A 16,039-nucleotide genomic window follows, 5' to 3' on the forward strand; every position below is an offset into this window, starting at 1 on the left:
GGCAAGGCGGCAGAATGATTGTCACTCGTTCGACTGAACCTTCATCAGGAACACACATCCTGATCGATTGCTAGCCCTCCGACGCCTTGCCACCCGAACGAGTGGAACCGGCTGCGGCTCCGGCCTTCACGCCCCCCGCGCCCTGACCGCCGACCGCCGGCTTTCCGCCGCCGGAAGGCGCCTCGAATGATTCCAACGCCTCAAGAACGTCCTGGACACGGGAGATCTCCGCCTGAATGTCCTCGCGCCTGCGCACCAGGACCTCCAGCTCACGGCGCCCCTCGTCGACCAGCCGCTCCGCCTCCGCCTGCGCCTCCGCGAGGGCCTTCTCGGCCACCCGCGCCAGCTCGGCCTTCTTCTGTTCGGCCTCCTTGAGCAGCGCCTCCGCCTTGCGCACCGCCGCGATCCGGACCTTGCTCGCCTCGCTGCTCGCGTCCGACACCAGCGCCTTGGCCTTCGCCTCGGCCTCGACGCTCTGCTCGGTCGCCGCCCGCACCAGCTTGTCCACGCGCTCGCCGGCCGACTTCATCTGCTCGGCGGACTCCCGGCGGGCCCGCTCGTGCAGCTCCTCGACCTCGCCCTCGACGCGGGAACGCAGCTCCTCCGCCCGCTCCCTTATGGCGGCCGCGTCGCTGCGGGCGCCGACCAGCAGCTCGTCCGCGTCCGTACGGGCCTTCTCCACCAGGGAGTTGCCCTCGACCGTCGCCTCGGAGGAGATCCGCGCGGCCTCCTTGCGGGCCGCGTCGACCATCGCGTCGGCCTGCTCCTCGGCCGCCGTCGTCGCGGCCAGGGCCTGCGCCTGCGCGTCGTTGGTGAGGATGTCCGCCTCGGACGCCGCCTCGGTGATGAGCCGGTCCACCTGCTCCGCGGCCTCGCTGCGCCGCTTGTTGGCGGCTTCGCGGGCCTCGTCCAGCAGCCGCTCGGACTCCGCGCGGGCCTCCGTACGCGTGCGCTCCGCCTCCGTCGCCGCCTCGGCCTTGACGCGCTCGGCCTCCGAGCGGGTACGGGTCGCGTGCTCCTGCGCCGAGGCCAGGGCCTCCGAGGCCTCCGCACGCAGCCGCTCGGCCTCGGCCTGCGCCTCGCCGACCGTGCGCTCGTTGTCCCTGCGGGTCTGCTCGGTGAGCTTCTCCGCCTCGGACGCCGCCTCCGTGATGAGCCGGTCCGCCTGCTCGGCGGCCTCGCCGCGCAGCCGGCCCGCCTCCGCGCGCGCGTCGTCGAGCGTCTGCTCCGACTCCCGCTCGGCGCTCGCCAGGGTCTCGTTCGCCGCGACCGTGACCCGGTCGGCCTCCGCGGTGGCCTCGCCGATGATCCGGCCGCCCTCCGCGCGGGCGTCGTCCAGGGTCCGCGCCGCCTCGGCGCGCAGCCGCTCGGCCTCGGCCGCGGCCTCGCCGACCGTGGCCTCGTTGGCCGCACGCGTCTCGTCGACCAGCCGGTCGCCCTCGTTGCGGGCGTCGACCAGGACCCGCGCCGCGTCCCGCTCGGCCGCGGCCAGCATGTCGGACGCCTGCCGGGTGAGCCGCTCGGCCTTCGCCGTCGCCTCCCCGACCGTGGCCTCGTTCGCGGCGCGCGTCTCCGAGGTGAGCTTGTCCGCCTCGGACGCGGCCTCGGTGATGAGCCGGTCCGCCTGCTCGGCGGCCTCCGTACGCAGCCGGTTGGCCTCGGAGCGGGCCTCGTCCAGGGTGTCCGCCGCCTCGGCGCGGGTGGCGTCTGCCGCCTCGGTCGCCTCGGTGGTGAGCCGTTCGGCCTCCGCCGCCGCCTCGCCGACCGTCACCGCGTTCGCGGCCTCGGCCTCGTCGGTCAGCCGCTTGGCCTCCGCCGTCGCCTCCGTGACGATCCGGCCGCCCTCGGCGCGCGAGGACTCCAGGGCCTCCGCCGCCTCGCCGCGGATCCGGTTCGCGTCGTTCCGGGCGTCGGCCCGGGTACGGGACGCGTCGCGCTCGGCCGCGGCCAGCGCGTCCGTCGCCTCCGTACGAAGGCGCTGCGCGTACTCGGCGGTGTCGCCGCGCAGCTGCTCCGCCTCGGCGATCGCTTCGCCGACCGTACGCTCGGCCAGCGCCTTCGCCGCGTCCGTCTCCGCCCGCGCCTCGCTGCGGATCCGGTTGGCGTCCTCGGTGGCCCGCTCGCGCTCGTCGTAGGCGTCCGCACGGACCCGCGCGGCCTCCTCCTCGGCCTCCGTCTTCGTACGCTCCGCCGCGTGCTCGGCGGCGCTGCGCAGACCGGTGATCTCCTCCTCGGCCTCCTCGCGCAGACCGGCCACGGAGTCCCGTACCTGCTGGGCGGTGGCCTCGGCCGCCGAGACCAGCTCCGCGGCGCGCCGCTCCGCCTCCTCGGTCAGGCGGGCCGCCTCGGCCTGCGCCTCCTCGGAGCGCTTGCGGGCCGAGGCCAGCAGCTCCTCGCTCTGCTCGCGGGCCTGGGCACGCTCGCTGTCCGCGTCCGTACGGGCCGACGCGAGGGTCTCCTCGGCCTCCCGGCGGCGCCGGGCGGCCTCCTCCTGCGCGGCGGCCAGCGCCTCGGCGGCCTCCGCGGCGACCCGCTCGGCGGCGGCCTTCGCCTCCGCGCGCAGCCGGTTCGCGGTCTCCTTCGCCTCCGAGCGCACCCGCTCCGCCTCGGACTCCGCCTCGCTGCGCAGCCGTACGGCGACCTGCTCGGCCTCCGCGCGGGTGCGCCCGGCGTCGTCCGCGGCGTCCGTGCGCAGCTGGTCGGCCTCCGCCTCCGACTGCGCCTGGAGGGTGCGGATCCGCTCCGCCGACTCGGCGCGCAGCCGGTCGGCCTCCTCGGCGGTCTCCCGGCGGATGTTCTCCGCGGCCCCGCGGGCGTCGCGCAGCGTCTGCTCGGCCGTGCCCAGCCGGCTCTCGGCCTCCGAGTGCAGGCGTACGAGCTCCTCGTCGGCCTCCGCCCGCTTCGCGGCGAGGGCCTGCTCGGTCTCCTCGCGCCGCGCCCGGGCCGCCGCGTCGGCCTCGGCCCGTACGGACTCCGCCTGCTCCTCGGCCTCGCCGCGCAGCCGCTCCGCCTCGGCGCGGGTCCGCTCCAGCGTCTCCTCGGCCTGCTTGCGCAGGGTGGTGGCCCGCTCGACGGCCTCGGCGCGGACCCGCTCGCTCTCGGCGCTCGCCCCGCCGCGCAGCTCGTCCGCGTCCGACTTGGCCTTGCCCAGCAGTTCCTCGGCGGTCCGGGCCGCCTCCTCGATCTGCTGGACGGCCTCGCGGCGCGCCTCGCCGCGGATCCGCTCGCCCTCGGCGACGGCCTCCGCGCGCAGCTGCTCGGCCTCGCCGCGCAGCCGCCGGGCCTCCTCCTGGAGTTCGACGGTCCGGGCCCGGTACTCCTCGGTGTCGTCCTTCGCGGCGCCCTTGAGCTCATCGGCGGTGGTGGCCGCCTGGACGCGCAGCCGCTCCGCCTCGGACTCGGCCTCGCGGCGGATCCGCTCGGCCTCCTCGGACGCGGCGCGGGTGGTGGCCCGCGCGTCCTCCGAGGCCTTGTTCAGTACGTCCTCGGCGGTGCGGGCCGCCTTCGCCAGCTGGGCGGCCGTGTCCTCGGCCGCCGCAGCGCGGGCCTGCTCCGCGGCCTCCGCGCGCAGCCGCTCGACGCCGGCGCGGGCGTCGGCGAGGGTCTGCTCGGCCTCGGCCTTGAGGACCTCGGCCTCCTTGGTGGCCTCGCCGACCAGCCGGGCCACCTGCTCCTTGGCCGTGCGGGTGCGCTGCTCGTTCACCGACTCCGCGGAGGCGAGCTGGCGGGCGGAGCTCTCCTTGGCCTCCGCGAGGAGCTTCTCGGCCTCGGCACGCGCGGTGCGCAGGGCGCCGTCGGCCTCCTGGACCCGCTGCTCGGCCACCCGGCCGAGGTCGAGGGTCTGCTGCCGGGTCTGCTCGGCCTCGGCGGTGGTGCTGCTGCGCAGCCGCTCGGCGTGCTCGGTGGCCTCCTGGGCCTGCGCGGAGGCGGCGGTCAGCAGCCGCTCGGCCTCCTTGCGCGCACGCAGCAGGGTCGCCTCGGTCTCCGCGCGGGCGGCCTCGGCGTCGGCGGTCAGCCGGCGGCGGGTCTCCTCCGCGACGCGGGCGGCCTCGGCGCGGGCCGCGTTCAGGGACTGCTCGGCCTCGGCGCGGGACTCGTCCATGAGCCGGCGGGCCTGGGACTCCGTACGGGCGCGCAGCTGCTCGGCCCAGGCCACGTTCTCGTTGACGTGCGCCTCGACGGTCTGGCGGCGCTCGTTGAGCTCCTGGTCCAGGCGCTGGCGGCGGTTGACGGCCTCGGCGTGCAGCTCGGCCTGCAGGCGCGCCTGGTGCTCGGCGTGCTCCTGGAGGATGCGCTGGGTCTGCGCCCGGGCGTCGCGCAGCTCGCGCTCGGCGTCCGAGCGCATCTGGTCGGCCTGGATCTGGGCATTGCGCAGCAGCTGCTCCGCCTGGTAGCCCATGTCCGCGCTGTCGTAGGCGGGGCGGGACGCCAGATTGCGGCGTACCTCGTGGAGCTTGGCGCGCAGCACCTCGACTTGATAGCCGAGGTCTTCGGCGTGCTGGACGGCCTTCCCGCGCTCCTTCTTCAGCCGCTCCATCTCGGCTTCGAAGCGCGAGAGATGGTCGGCTTCAGCCTGATGGCTCTCCTGGCTTTCGTAGCCCCGCACAGCGCGGTCCCATCCGTCCCCTGGTCGCAAGCTCACTCCCAATTGAGCATCGCTCGCCCGCTGAACGACGCCCCCGGGGAATGGTGTCAGATACCGGGGCAGGGGTTCGGGCCCCGACCCCGTCTCCGCACCGAACCCCGGCCGAGCCATGGCCACTCTACCGGCCGGGGAATCGGGCCATCAGTGGTCCGTCAGTGGTCGGGGTTCGAAGTGACCAGTTCGGTGAGGACTCCGTGGCAGTCCTTGGGGTGCAGGAAGGTGATGGAGGAGCCCATCGAGCCCGTGCGGGGCTGGTCGTAGAGGACCCGGACGCCCTTGCCGCGGATGGCCTCCGAGTCGCCGAGGACGTCCTCGGTGCCGAAGGCGATGTGGTGCACGCCCTCGCCGTTCTTGGCCAGCCACTTGCCCACCGCGGAGTCCTCGCGGGTGGGTTCGAGGAGCTGGAGGTAGGAGGCGCCGCCGTCGGAGGTCCCGTTGATCTTGAGCATGGCCTCGCGGACGCCCTGCTCCTCGTTGACCTCGGAGTGGAACACCTCGAATCCGTACGTGGCACGGTAGAACTCGACAGTCTTGTCCAGGTCGAAGCAGGCGATCCCGATGTGGTCGATTCTTGTCAGCATGGGACCAGTGCACCGCTGCGGAGGGCGGTCACGCAACGTGCCAGCGATCACACCGACTGCCCGGTGACGGCGCGGGTACCGCTCAGTACATTCATGTAAACCCTCGTTCACCCTCATCTTCAAGGGGCTGTGCTCCATGTCCGGAACGAACAACACCACGTCAGTGATCGTCGCCGGGGCCCGCACCCCCATGGGGCGGCTGCTCGGCTCGCTGAAGTCCTTCTCGGGTGCCGACCTCGGCGGGTTCGCCATCAAGTCCGCGCTGGAGCGGGCCGGCATCACCGGTGACCAGGTGCAATACGTGATCATGGGCCAGGTGCTGCAGGCCGGCGCGGGCCAGATCCCCGCGCGCCAGGCGGCGGTCAAGGGCGGCATCCCCATGAACGTCCCGGCGCTCACGATCAACAAGGTGTGCCTCTCCGGCCTCGACGCGATCGCTCTGGCCGACCAGCTCATCCGCGCGGGCGAGTTCGACATCGTGGTCGCGGGCGGCCAGGAGTCCATGACCAACGCCCCGCACCTGCTGCCGAAGTCCCGAGAGGGCTTCAAGTACGGCGCGATCGAGATGCTGGACGCGATGGCCTACGACGGCCTCACCGACGCCTTCGAGCACATCGCGATGGGCGAGTCCACCGAGAAGCACAACACCCGCCTGGGCATCGAGCGCGCCCCGCAGGACGAGTTCGCCGCCGCCTCGCACCAGCGGGCCGCCGCCGCGCAGAAGAACGGCGTCTTCGAGGCCGAGATCACCCCGGTCGAGATCCCGCAGCGCAAGGGCGAGCCGGTCCTCTTCTCCCAGGACGAGGGCATCCGCCCGGAGACCACGGTCGAGTCCCTCGGCAAGCTGCGCCCCGCCTTCGCCAAGGACGGCACGATCACGGCCGGCACCTCCTCGCAGATCTCCGACGGCGCCGCCGCCGTGGTCGTGATGAGCAAGGCGAAGGCCGAGGAGCTGGGTCTGGAGTGGATCGCCGAGATCGGCGCCCACGGAAACGTGGCCGGTCCCGACAACTCGCTCCAGTCGCAGCCGTCGAACGCGATCCTGCACGCCCTGAAGAAGGACGGCCTCCAGGTCTCCGACCTGGACCTCATCGAGATCAACGAGGCCTTCGCGGCGGTCGCCGTGCAGTCAATGAAGGACCTGGGCGTGACCCCGGAAAGGGTGAACGTCAACGGTGGCGCCATTGCCCTGGGCCACCCGATCGGCATGTCCGGCGCCCGCGTGGTGCTGCACCTGGCGCTGGAGCTGGCGCGCCGCGGCGGCGGGGTCGGCGCGGCCGCGCTGTGCGGCGGCGGCGGCCAGGGCGACGCCCTGATCGTCCGGGTCCCGAAGAAGTAGGACCGCCGCCCCGTACCCGAAGCCGTACCCGAATCCGTACCCGCAGCGAGAACCGAGGAGCGCAGCACGTATGACGGTGGACGTCCCCCAGCTGGTGGCCCAGGCGCGTGAGGGCAGGCCGAGAGCGGTGGCCCGGCTGATCTCGCTGGTCGAGGGGGCGTCCCCGCAGCTGCGCGAGGTGATGGCGGCCCTGGCCCCGCTGACGGGCGGGGCATACGTGGTGGGCCTGACCGGCTCCCCGGGCGTGGGCAAGTCCACGTCCACCTCGGCGCTGGTCTCCGCGTACCGCAAGGCCGGCAAGCGGGTCGGCGTCCTCGCCGTCGACCCGTCCTCGCCGTTCTCCGGCGGTGCGCTGCTCGGCGACCGGGTCCGGATGTCGGACCACGCCTCCGACCCGGGGGTCTACATCCGCTCCATGGCCACCCGCGGCCACCTGGGCGGCCTGGCCTGGGCCGCCCCGCAGGCGATCCGGGTGCTGGACGCGGCCGGCTGCGAGGTGATCCTGGTCGAGACGGTCGGGGTCGGGCAGTCGGAGGTGGAGATCGCCTCGCAGGCCGACACCTCGGTGGTGCTGCTGGCCCCCGGGATGGGCGACGGGATCCAGGCCGCGAAGGCGGGAATCCTGGAGATCGGCGACGTGTACGTGGTGAACAAGGCGGACCGGGACGGTGCCGACGCCACCGCCCGGGAGCTCAACCACATGCTGGGCCTCGGGGAGTCCCGGGGCGCGGGCGACTGGCGGCCACCGATCGTCAAGACGGTCGCGGCGCGCGGCCAGGGCATCGACGAGCTGGTCGAGGCCCTGGAGAAGCACCGGGCGTGGATGGACGAGCGCGGGGTGCTGGCCGAGCGGCGTACGGCCCGGGCCGCGCGCGAGGTGGAGACCATCGCGGTGACGGCCCTGCGGGCCCGGATGGCGGACGTGCGCGGGGACGCGCACCTCGACGCCCTCGCGGCCCGGGTCGCGGCCGGCGAGCTGGATCCGTACGCGGCGGCGGACACCCTGCTGGCGACGCTGACGGAGGCCTGAGCGGCCGTACGGCGTACGTACGCGAGAGCCGCGCCCCGTTCCTGCGGGGCGCGGCTCTCGTACGTCTGCGGACGGACCGGTCAGGCGTTGGGACGCTTGCCGTGGTTCGCCTTCTTCTTCTTGCGTGCTCGCTTCTTGTTGCCGCGCTTGGCCATGACGCCACTCCCTCGAAGATCGGGGTAATCCGGGCGCTCGCCAGTCTAGGGGCGCCCGATCCGGTCCGCACGGGAACCCGCGGACCGGCGCGTGTCAGTTGTCGTCGTCGTTGCCATCGCCGTCCGAGTCCGATGTGGACACCGTCGCCTTGCCCGAGGTGGCGTCGACGTGGACGTTGGTGGTCTTGTCACCGGACTTGACCTCGACGTTCCAGTAGCGGGAGCCGTTGTCGTCATCGTCGTCCCATTCCACGGACGAGACCTGCCCGGAATGGGCGGCGACGGCCGCCTTCATCGCCTGGAGGGCGGTGACCTTCGCGGCGACCACCGCCTTGTTCCCGCCGTCGTCGTCGCTGTTGTCGTCCGCATTCTCGGTGAACACCTTGCCGCTGCGGGTGTCGACCGTCAGCTCCGCGTGCTTGCCGTTCTTGGCGATGACGTCGACGTGCCAGACGGCGCCGTCCTTGTCGAGGGACTCCACGACACCGGGGTACTTCTTCAGCGCCGCGGCGACCGCGCCCGCGGCGTCCACGTCGGCGCGGGCCGGGGCGGCCGCGGGGGCGGTTCTCGCCGCGTCGGCCGTGTGCGCGGCGGCGGCCACCGCCGGGCCCCCGGCCAGCAGGACCACGGCCGCGGCCGTGGAAACGTACGCCTTGTGCTTGCCGTGCATGGCTGACCTCCTCTGGCCGGCCATGCGCTTACGGTTGCTCGGCGGGCGGCCGGCGAGCGAGCGTTACCACTCATTCTCGGGGCCGCCGCCCGGGTCGGCACCCCGGACCGGGCGCCGTCCGGGCGGTCCCGGGCCGGCCGTGGGCCGGTCCAGGTCCGGTGTCAGGCCTTGCCGCGCTGGTCCCGCAGGTGCGTCGCGACCGGCTCCAGCGAGGCGCGCAGCGCCGCCAGGGCCTCCGGCGGCAGCAGGTCGATGAAGTGCCGTCGGACGGACGCCACGTGGTGCGGGGCGACCTTCCGCATGAGCTCCATGCCCTCGTCGGTCAGGACGGCGTACAGCCCCCGGCGGTCGGACTCGCAGTTCACCCGGACGACCAGGCCCGCGGTCTCCATGCGGGTGATCTGGTGGGACAGCCGGCTCTTGGACTGGAGCGTCGACGTCGCGAGATCGCTCATCCGCATCCGGTGGTCCTCCGACTCGGAGAGGTTCACCAGGATCTCGTAGTCGTTGTTGGTGAGTCCGAAGGGCTGGAGATCCTTTTCCAGCTGGTGCATCAGCAGCCGGCTGACGTCCAGATGGGTGCGCCAGGTGCACTGCTCGGCCTCGGTCAGCCAGCGTGTGGCCGTCTCGGTCTCCATGGTCTCCATGAATGAACTCTACCTAAGAAGTTGAATTACGTACAAAAAAGGGAAGTCAAAGATCAAGTCGACGGTCTACAGTCCGAGGCGCCGCTGGATGTCACCCAGCTGTCCCGGCATGCGCGGCACGCCCAGCTGCCCCAGCGGTCCCTGCTGCCCGTGGCCGCCGCCGTACCCGGCCCCGGGTACGCCCGCCGACTCCGCGCCGGCGCCGACGGCCCCGATCGCCTGCTCCGCCATCAGCATCTCTGAGGACTGCAACAGCACCGTCCCGGCCCCGACGAACTCGAACTGGTGTTCCTCGCCGGAGCTGCCGCCGATGCCCGTCAGCGAGCGCAGCCCGCCGATGACGCCCGACATGTAGCCGTGATCGTAGTGGTGGCAGGGGGACGGGCAGTCCGCCCAGCCCACCAGTGCCTGCGGGTCCACACGCAGCGGCGGCTCCATGAACACCACCGGCCCGTTGGACGCCGCCACGAACTTCCCCGTTCCGATCAGGGTCAGGAACCCCGGCACGATCGACTGCTTGAGGGCGAGCGAGGGCTGGAAGGCCAGCAGGTTGCCCGACCGGATCGTCAGGTTCCCATTGTCCAGGTCGTACGAGTTCACGTCGAATGCCCGGTCGGCCAGCAGCATCTTGCCCTGGCCCTCGGCCACCACCCAGTCGGCGGCGTGCATCGGCGAGTGGAAGCTGGTGCGCAGCAGCCGGTCGAAGCGGCCGTTGCCGACGCCGTTGAACTCCATGCGCCCGTAGTAGGCGATCATCTTGCCCTTCTGCAGGAACCACTGGCTCCCCTTGAGCTCCACGCAGAAGGTGTACGCGTTCACGTTGTCGTCGGAAGGCAGGGTGTGCGGGTCGAAGACCGTCGGGCCTCCCGGCCCGCCGATGACCGGACCAAAATTCACAGCTTCTCCTCCGAGGCCTGCACGTACACGGCTCCCTGGCCCGACAGCTCCAGCTGGAACGCCTCGCCCGAGCCGCGCCCCACCATGTCCCGCCAGCCGAGCGCGGTGGAGAGCTTGTTCCTGACGTCCCCGTGGTGGGCCACGTACGCCTGCGGGTCGACGTGGATCGGACGGTTCGGGGTGATGGGGAGCTCGATGACCCCGCCGTGGGCCATCACGGCGACCGAGCCGTGCCCCTTGAGGGTGGTGGTGAACAGGCCCTGGCCGGTCACCTGACCGCGGACCATGCCCATGACACCCCCCTGCGAGCCCATGAACATCGTGCCCTGCTGGAGCGTGCCGTCGAAGGCGAGCAGCCGGTCGGCCTCGACGTACAGGGTCTCGCCGGTCAGGTTGATCACCTGGATGTGGTGGCCGCCGTGGCCGAACATCACGGTGCCGCTGCCCTCGACCGTCATCAGCGGGGTCTGCTCGTTCGCCACGCGGCGCCCGATCATGCCCATCACCCCGCCCTGACCGCCGGTCAGGCTCGGGGTGAAGGAGACGTCGCCGCGGTACGCGAGCATCGCGCCGCGCTGGCTGAACATCCTCTGCCCCGGGATCACCTGGGCCTCGACCATCTTCGAGTTGATCTCGCGGAACGGCATCAGATGTCGCCCCCGATGGTGTTGCGCTCGCTGGGCTGCACGTAGACCAGGCCCTCGCCCTCGAAGCGGATCTGGAACGCCTCGCCCGAGCCCTCGCCGATCAGGGTGCGGAAGTTGATCCCCGACTGGAAGGACTGCTGGAGGTTCCCGGTGTGCGCGATGTACGCCCCCGGGTCGACGGAGAGCGGGTACTGGCCACTGACGCGCAGCACCACCGCCGGGCCGTCGGACATGATCGCCGCCTGCCCGGAGCCCTCGACGGTGGTGGTGAACAGGCCGTTGCCCGTCGCCCCGCCGCGCAGGCCGGTGAAGGTGGTGCCGGTGCGCAGGCCGGCGTCGGTGCACAGGAGGTTGCTGGACTCCACGTACAGCTTCTCGCCGCGCAGGTTGACCAGATTGATTTCGCTCGCGCGGTCGGCGAAGAAGCAGGTGCCGTGCCCCTGCACTTCCATCACGGTCATCTGTTCACCCGTCAGCCGACGGGTCACCATGCCGCGCAAACCTTCGCCGCCGCCGGTCATCTTCTTGAAGGCCATCTGACCGTCGTACGCGACCATGGAGCCGTTTTTAGCTTTGACGGCATCCCCGGTCAGGTCGACGGCCAGCACCTTGCTGCCTTGGAGTCGGAACTGAGCCACGGGATGACGTTATCGGCAGCGGGCGAAGGCGAACAGGGCCCGGTGGCCGATATCCGGCGACTGCGGCATCTCGCACACCTCGGACGGCGGCCCCGCCTCAAGATCGGGCAGGGCGGCTGAGAGACTGGAACGGACCCCCGGCCACCACCCCGAAGGTTCATCGTGGACATCAAGACCGCTTCCGCCCTGCACCGGCTGCGCCTCATCTCCGTACCGGAGGCGCTGTCGTTCCCGGCCCTGCTGATCTTCGGATCGGTGCTGAGCCGGATCTCCGACATCGACTACCTGATGATGCCGCTCGGCATCCTGCACGGGATCCTGTTCGTCATCTACGCGGTCTTCCTGCTCGACGTGTGGAACAAGGCGAAGTGGCCGGTCAAGAAGGTCGCCCTGTTCTTCCTGCTGGCGCTGCTGCCCTTCGGCGGCCTCTACGGCGACAAGCTCCTCAAGCGCGAGGAGGCCGACAGCGTCATGGCGGCCCGCGCCCGGCGCGAGGCGGCGAACGCAGCGTGATCGTCGCGTTCTCGGTGACCCCGCTGGGGGTCGGTGAAGAGGTCGGCGAGTACGTGGCCGACGCGGTGCGCGTCGTACGGGAGTCGGGCCTGCCGAACCGCACGGACGCCATGTTCACCTCGGTCGAGGGGGAGTGGGACGAGGTGATGGACGTGGTCAAGCGCGCGGTGGCGGCCGTGGAGGAGCGGGCGCCGCGGGTGTCACTGGTCCTGAAGGCCGACATCCGCCCCGGGGTGGTCGACGGGCTGACGTCCAAGGTGGAGACGGTGGAGCGCCACCTGGCCTAGTCGCCGCCCCTGTTCCCGCCACCCGGACGGCCCTGTCCGGGGGCGGGTGTGCGGAACCCCCCGTTCGGCCGCGCCCCGTTCGACACGCTCAGGGTTTGTCACCTTTTGTGGTGATATCAAACCCTGGGGTTCGAGCACTGGAGGGGCCGTGCGGCCGGAAGGCTTCGACTACGAGACCCACAGCCGCCTCGCCGGACCGTTCACGGAGCCGGACCCCGCCGCCACCGGCACCGCCGCCGGTACCCCCGCCGCCTACCGGGTGGGCTACCGCTCCCTGTTGTCGCGCGAGCAGCTCCGCGCCCGAATACGCGCCGTCCTCCTCATGGCCCTGGCCCCCGTCGCCGCGGCCGGGCTGCTGCTCTACCTCGTCTGGCCCACGCACTGGACCGTCCGCGAGGGCGGCGAGCGCTGGCTCATCCGGCTCGACGCCGTGATGCTCGGCTCCATCGCGCTGATCATGCTGTTCATGCTGGTCAACGTCCTGTCCGTGGCCCACGCCACGATGGTCGCCCGCGACCCGGTACCGGTGGCGCCCCAACCCGGCACCAAGGTCGCCTTCCTGACCACGTACGTCCCCGGCAAAGAGCCGCTCGCCATGGTGCGGGGCACCCTCCTGGGGGCGGTCGCCCTGCGCCACGACGGCCCGCTCGACGTATGGCTGCTGGACGAGGGGGACGACCCCGAGGTCCGGGCCCTGTGCGCGGAGCTCGGCGTACGGCACTTCACCCGCAAGGGCATCGCCGGATGGAACACCCGCAAGGGCCCCCACCGGGCGCGGACCAAGCACGGCAACTACAACGCCTGGCTGGTCGCGCACGGAGACGACTACGAGTTCTTCGCCTCCGTCGACACCGACCACGTCCCGCTGCCGAACTTCCTGGAGCGGATGCTCGGCTACTTCCGCGATCCGGACATCGCCTTCGTCGTCGGCCCGCAGGTGTACGGCAACTACACCGGCGCCGTCACCAAGGCCGCCGAATCCCAGCAGTACCTCTTCCACGCGCTGATCCAGCGCGCCGGCAACCGCTACGGCGCCCCCATGTTCGTCGGCACCAACAACGCCGTACGCATCAGCGCCCTCCGGCAGGCGGGCGGGCTCTACGACTCCCTCACCGAGGACATGGCCACCGGCTTCGAGCTGCACCGCCGGCGCAATCCGGCCACCGGGCGGTTCTGGCGCTCCGTCTACACCCCCGACGTGCTCGCCGTCGGCGAGGGCCCGGCCTCGTGGACCGACTTCTTCACCCAGCAGCTGCGCTGGTCCCGGGGGACGTACGAGACCCTCCTCCGGCAGTACTGGAAAGGCTTCTTCCGGATGCCCCCGGGGCGGGCGCTCAACTACACCCTGATGCTCGTCTACTACCCCATGACGGCCGTCAACTGGCTCCTCGGCATCCTCAGCTGCGTCCTGTTCCTGTGGTTCGGCGCCTCCGGCACCCAGGTCTCCTCCGAGGTGTGGCTCATGCTCTACACCGACGCCGCAGCCCTCCAGGTCGGCCTGTACCTGTGGAACCGCCGGCACAACATCTCCCCCCACGAGCCCGAGGGCTCCGGCGGCCTGGCCGGCATGGCGATGTCCGCGATCTGCGCGCCCGTCTACCTCGCGTCCCTCGCCTCCGCCCTGCTGCGCACCCGGGGCGGGTTCGTCGTCACCCCCAAGGGCGGCGACGCCAGCCCCGACCGGCCGGCGACCTTCCGGATCCACCTCGGCTGGGCCGCCGTCCTGGCCCTCTCCCTCGCGGCCTCGGTCCGCCTGGGCCACACCCACGCCGCGATGCGCACCTGGGCGGTGCTCGCCCTGCTCATCGCCCTCGCGCCGGTGGCCGTGTGGGCCTGGACCCTGCTGCGTGAGCGCCGGGCCGCAGCCGCCGCCCGGGCCCGGGCCCGGGCCGTCGGATCGCTGGACCTCGGGCTCGGCCACGGCCACGGGCCGGGCGAGGAGCCGGAGCCGGCGTTCGCCGCGCCGACGGGAGGGAACTGACCCATGGAGTACCGGCCGTCGAAGCAGTTCAAGAACACCGTGCTGGGCACCGGGGCCGTGGTGGTGCTGGCCGCGCTCAACGCGCCCGCCGCGCTCTCCTTCGCGCAGGAGCGCTACCACTCGTACAAGATCGGGCAGTCCAGCTACAAGATCCAGTACGGCTCGTGGGGGCAGGTCCGCCTCCCCGAGGAGTACCGGATCAACGCGATGCACGCGGCCCTGCTGCACACGGGCAAGGTGCTGCTGATCGCCGGCTCCGGCAACAACCAGAAGAAGTTCGACAAGGGCACCTTCGACACCGTCCTGTGGGACCCGAAGGACGACAGCTTCAAGAAGATCCCGACCCCGGAGGACTTCTTCTGCTCCGGCCACAGCCAACTGCCCAGCGGCCGGCTGCTGGTGGCGGGAGGCACCGCCCGGTACGAGGTCCTCGACGGCAAGGTCACCCGCGCGGGCGGCGGCATGCGGGTCAAGAACGAGAGCCCCGACAAGGTGGCCCGGCTGAGGAAGGGCACCCGGTTCCGGTCCCCGTCCGGGGTCGAGTACGTGTCGAAGTTCGACGTCACCGTGCCGAAGGCCACGCGCGAGTTCGAGATCACGTACGGGCGCAAGGGGCACCTGAAGCCCTGGCAGAGCAAGGTGGTGGCCTCGGAGGCGCGGGTCTTCGTCGAGGCCGTCAAGGCCGGCGCCGAGGGGCTGACGACCGAGGCCGCCCAGTACCGGATCCTCGGCCTCGAGGGGAAGGACGCCGACAACGTCTACGGGCTCGCGGAGCGGCTGAGCGTCGAGAAGCAGGACTTCCAGGGGATCAAGTCGGCGTACGAGTTCGACCCGAAGGCCGAGAAATACGTCCCCGTCGACCCGATGAAGGACGCCCGCTGGTACCCGACCCTGGTCGCCCTCCAGGACGGGCGGGTCCTCGCGGTCTCCGGGCTCAACGACGTGGGGGACGTGGTCCCCGGCGACAACGAGTTCTACGACCCGAAGACGAAGAAGTGGACCCGGGGCCCCTTCCGCTACTTCCCGACCTACCCCGCGATCTTCCTCATACAGGGCGGCAAACTGCTCTACACCGGCTCCAACGCCGGCTACGGCCCGGCGGACAAGGGGCGCGAGCCCGGCGTGTGGGACCCCAAGACCAACAAGTTCGCACAGGTGCCGGGGCTGGCGGACCCCGACCAGCTGGAGACCTCGTCCTCGGTGCTGCTGCCGCCGGCCCAGGACCAGCGGGTCATGGTGCTGGGCGGCGGCGGGGTCGGCGAGTCGAAGCTCTCGTCGAGCCGGACGGCGATCGTGGACCTCAAGGAGGACAACCCGGTCTTCCGCTCCTCGGCGCGGCTGCCGCAGGGCACCCGGTACCTGAGCAGCGTGCTGCTGCCGGACGACTCCGTGTTCACCACCGGCGGCTCCCGCGACTACCGCGGCCGGGGCGCCAGCGACGTCCACAAGGCGCAGTTCTACTACCCGCGCACCGACTCCTTCGTGGCCGCCGCCGACCCGGCGGTGGGCCGCAACTACCACTCCGGGGCGCTGCTGCTGCCCGACGGGCGGATCGCGACGTTCGGCTCCGACCCGCTCTTCGCGGACAAGGACAACACCCGGCTCGGTAAGTTCGAGCACCGGCTGGAGGTGTACTCGCCGCCCTACCTGTACCGGGACCCGGCGCTGCGGCCCGTCCTGGGGGCCGGGCCGGCCGAGGTGGGCCGGGACGGGCGGGCCACCTTCGCGTCGCCGCACCCGGAGCGGATCCGGCGGGCCCGGCTGATGCGGCCGAGCGCGGTCACGCACACCACGGACGTGGAGCAGCGCTCGATCGAGCTCGGGCTGACGCGGGCGGCCGGGGCGGTGACGCTCGACGTGCCGAAGGACCCGACGCTGGTGCCGCCGGGCTGGTACATGCTGTTCGTGACGGATGCGGAGGGGACGCCCTCGGAGGCGAGGTGGCTGCGGGTGCGGGAGCCGCAGCCGCGGCCGCAGCCGGTGGGGGCGCCGGACGAGTAGCCCCTCGT

Annotated in this window: 14 protein-coding genes; 6 read left to right on the top strand and 8 right to left on the bottom strand. The window is 72.1% G+C overall.

Features of this window, described 5'->3' with window-relative positions; all coding sequences use genetic code 11:
- Positions 1–70: 70 nt before the first annotated feature.
- Together scy and mce are read right to left on the bottom strand one after the other, a co-directional pair.
- A complete protein-coding gene (scy, locus tag IF02_RS0103920; RefSeq protein WP_037835418.1) occupies positions 71–4,606 on the bottom strand; it encodes a polarized growth protein Scy in 4,536 nt (1,511 codons plus the stop codon).
- 191 nt (positions 4,607–4,797) lie between these two features.
- On the bottom strand, positions 4,798–5,226 hold the full coding sequence (mce, locus tag IF02_RS0103925) for a methylmalonyl-CoA epimerase (RefSeq protein WP_030153803.1): 429 nt from the start codon (positions 5,224–5,226) through the stop codon (positions 4,798–4,800).
- Positions 5,227–5,362: 136 nt separating this feature from the next.
- On the opposite strand from mce, the gene IF02_RS0103930 reads away from it, so the two are divergent.
- Together IF02_RS0103930 and meaB are read left to right on the top strand one after the other, a co-directional pair.
- The gene (locus IF02_RS0103930; protein ID WP_030153804.1) at positions 5,363–6,565 is read left to right on the top strand and encodes an acetyl-CoA C-acetyltransferase; all 1,203 of its coding nucleotides are present in this window, start codon (positions 5,363–5,365) and stop codon (positions 6,563–6,565) included.
- A 70-nt stretch (positions 6,566–6,635) separates the two neighbouring features.
- Positions 6,636–7,595, top strand: coding sequence for a methylmalonyl Co-A mutase-associated GTPase MeaB (gene meaB, locus IF02_RS0103935; protein WP_030153805.1), 960 nt, complete (start codon positions 6,636–6,638; stop codon positions 7,593–7,595).
- 80 nt (positions 7,596–7,675) lie between these two features.
- Here the strand turns inward: meaB and IF02_RS36185 are convergent, their stop codons facing one another.
- The 6 genes from IF02_RS36185 to IF02_RS0103960 form a co-directional block, all read right to left on the bottom strand.
- Positions 7,676–7,750 carry a 50S ribosomal protein bL37 gene (locus IF02_RS36185; protein WP_099895366.1) on the bottom strand — a complete coding sequence of 25 codons (75 nt, stop codon included), beginning with the start codon at positions 7,748–7,750 and terminating at the stop codon, positions 7,676–7,678.
- 94 nt (positions 7,751–7,844) lie between these two features.
- On the bottom strand, positions 7,845–8,420 hold the full coding sequence (locus IF02_RS0103940) for a PepSY domain-containing protein (protein WP_030153806.1): 576 nt from the start codon (positions 8,418–8,420) through the stop codon (positions 7,845–7,847).
- A 161-nt stretch (positions 8,421–8,581) separates the two neighbouring features.
- The gene (locus IF02_RS0103945; RefSeq protein ID WP_030153807.1) at positions 8,582–9,058 is read right to left on the bottom strand and encodes a MarR family winged helix-turn-helix transcriptional regulator; all 477 of its coding nucleotides are present in this window, start codon (positions 9,056–9,058) and stop codon (positions 8,582–8,584) included.
- Between the two features lie 75 nt (positions 9,059–9,133).
- On the bottom strand, positions 9,134–9,964 hold the full coding sequence (locus tag IF02_RS0103950; protein ID WP_037835419.1) for an AIM24 family protein: 831 nt from the start codon (positions 9,962–9,964) through the stop codon (positions 9,134–9,136).
- Entirely contained in the window at positions 9,961–10,611 is a 651-nt protein-coding gene (locus tag IF02_RS0103955; protein ID WP_030153809.1) for an AIM24 family protein, read from the bottom strand. Before IF02_RS0103955 ends, IF02_RS0103950 begins: the two co-directional genes overlap by 4 nt.
- Positions 10,611–11,249 (bottom strand): AIM24 family protein, encoded by a 639-nt coding sequence (locus tag IF02_RS0103960; protein WP_078621847.1) that lies wholly within the window; start codon positions 11,247–11,249, stop codon positions 10,611–10,613. Before IF02_RS0103960 ends, IF02_RS0103955 begins: the two co-directional genes overlap by 1 nt.
- A gap of 162 nt (positions 11,250–11,411) precedes the next feature.
- Between IF02_RS0103960 and IF02_RS0103965 the strand changes: the two genes are divergently transcribed.
- The 4 genes from IF02_RS0103965 (at position 11,412) to IF02_RS0103980 (ending at position 16,031) form a co-directional block, all read left to right on the top strand.
- Positions 11,412–11,762, top strand: a complete 351-nt coding sequence (locus IF02_RS0103965) for a DUF3817 domain-containing protein (protein ID WP_030153811.1) — start codon at positions 11,412–11,414, stop codon at positions 11,760–11,762.
- Entirely contained in the window at positions 11,759–12,049 is a 291-nt protein-coding gene (locus tag IF02_RS0103970; protein WP_030153812.1) for an MTH1187 family thiamine-binding protein, read from the top strand. Before IF02_RS0103965 ends, IF02_RS0103970 begins: the two co-directional genes overlap by 4 nt.
- Before the next feature lie 148 nt (positions 12,050–12,197).
- On the top strand, positions 12,198–14,030 hold the full coding sequence (locus IF02_RS0103975) for a glycosyltransferase family 2 protein (protein ID WP_078621848.1): 1,833 nt from the start codon (positions 12,198–12,200) through the stop codon (positions 14,028–14,030).
- 3 nt (positions 14,031–14,033) lie between these two features.
- Positions 14,034–16,031: a kelch motif-containing protein gene (locus tag IF02_RS0103980; RefSeq protein WP_051695626.1), complete on the top strand. Its 1,998-nt coding sequence runs from the start codon at positions 14,034–14,036 to the stop codon at positions 16,029–16,031.
- The last annotated feature ends 8 nt before the right edge of the window (positions 16,032–16,039 follow it).

Origin of the sequence: Streptomyces sp. NRRL S-244 (assembly GCF_000717915.1) — a bacterium.
Classification (GTDB): Bacteria; Actinomycetota; Actinomycetes; order Streptomycetales; family Streptomycetaceae; genus Streptomyces.

Coding starts and splice junctions, on each gene's coding strand:
- IF02_RS0103930 (WP_030153804.1), top strand. CDS start 5,363: ATGTCCGGAACGAACAACACCACGTCAGTGATCGTCGCCGGGGCCCGC.
- IF02_RS0103940 (WP_030153806.1), bottom strand. CDS start 8,420: ATGCACGGCAAGCACAAGGCGTACGTTTCCACGGCCGCGGCCGTGGTC.
- IF02_RS0103980 (WP_051695626.1), top strand. CDS start 14,034: ATGGAGTACCGGCCGTCGAAGCAGTTCAAGAACACCGTGCTGGGCACC.
- IF02_RS0103955 (WP_030153809.1), bottom strand. CDS start 10,611: ATGCCGTTCCGCGAGATCAACTCGAAGATGGTCGAGGCCCAGGTGATC.
- mce (WP_030153803.1), bottom strand. CDS start 5,226: ATGCTGACAAGAATCGACCACATCGGGATCGCCTGCTTCGACCTGGAC.
- meaB (WP_030153805.1), top strand. CDS start 6,636: ATGACGGTGGACGTCCCCCAGCTGGTGGCCCAGGCGCGTGAGGGCAGG.
- IF02_RS0103945 (WP_030153807.1), bottom strand. CDS start 9,058: ATGGAGACCGAGACGGCCACACGCTGGCTGACCGAGGCCGAGCAGTGC.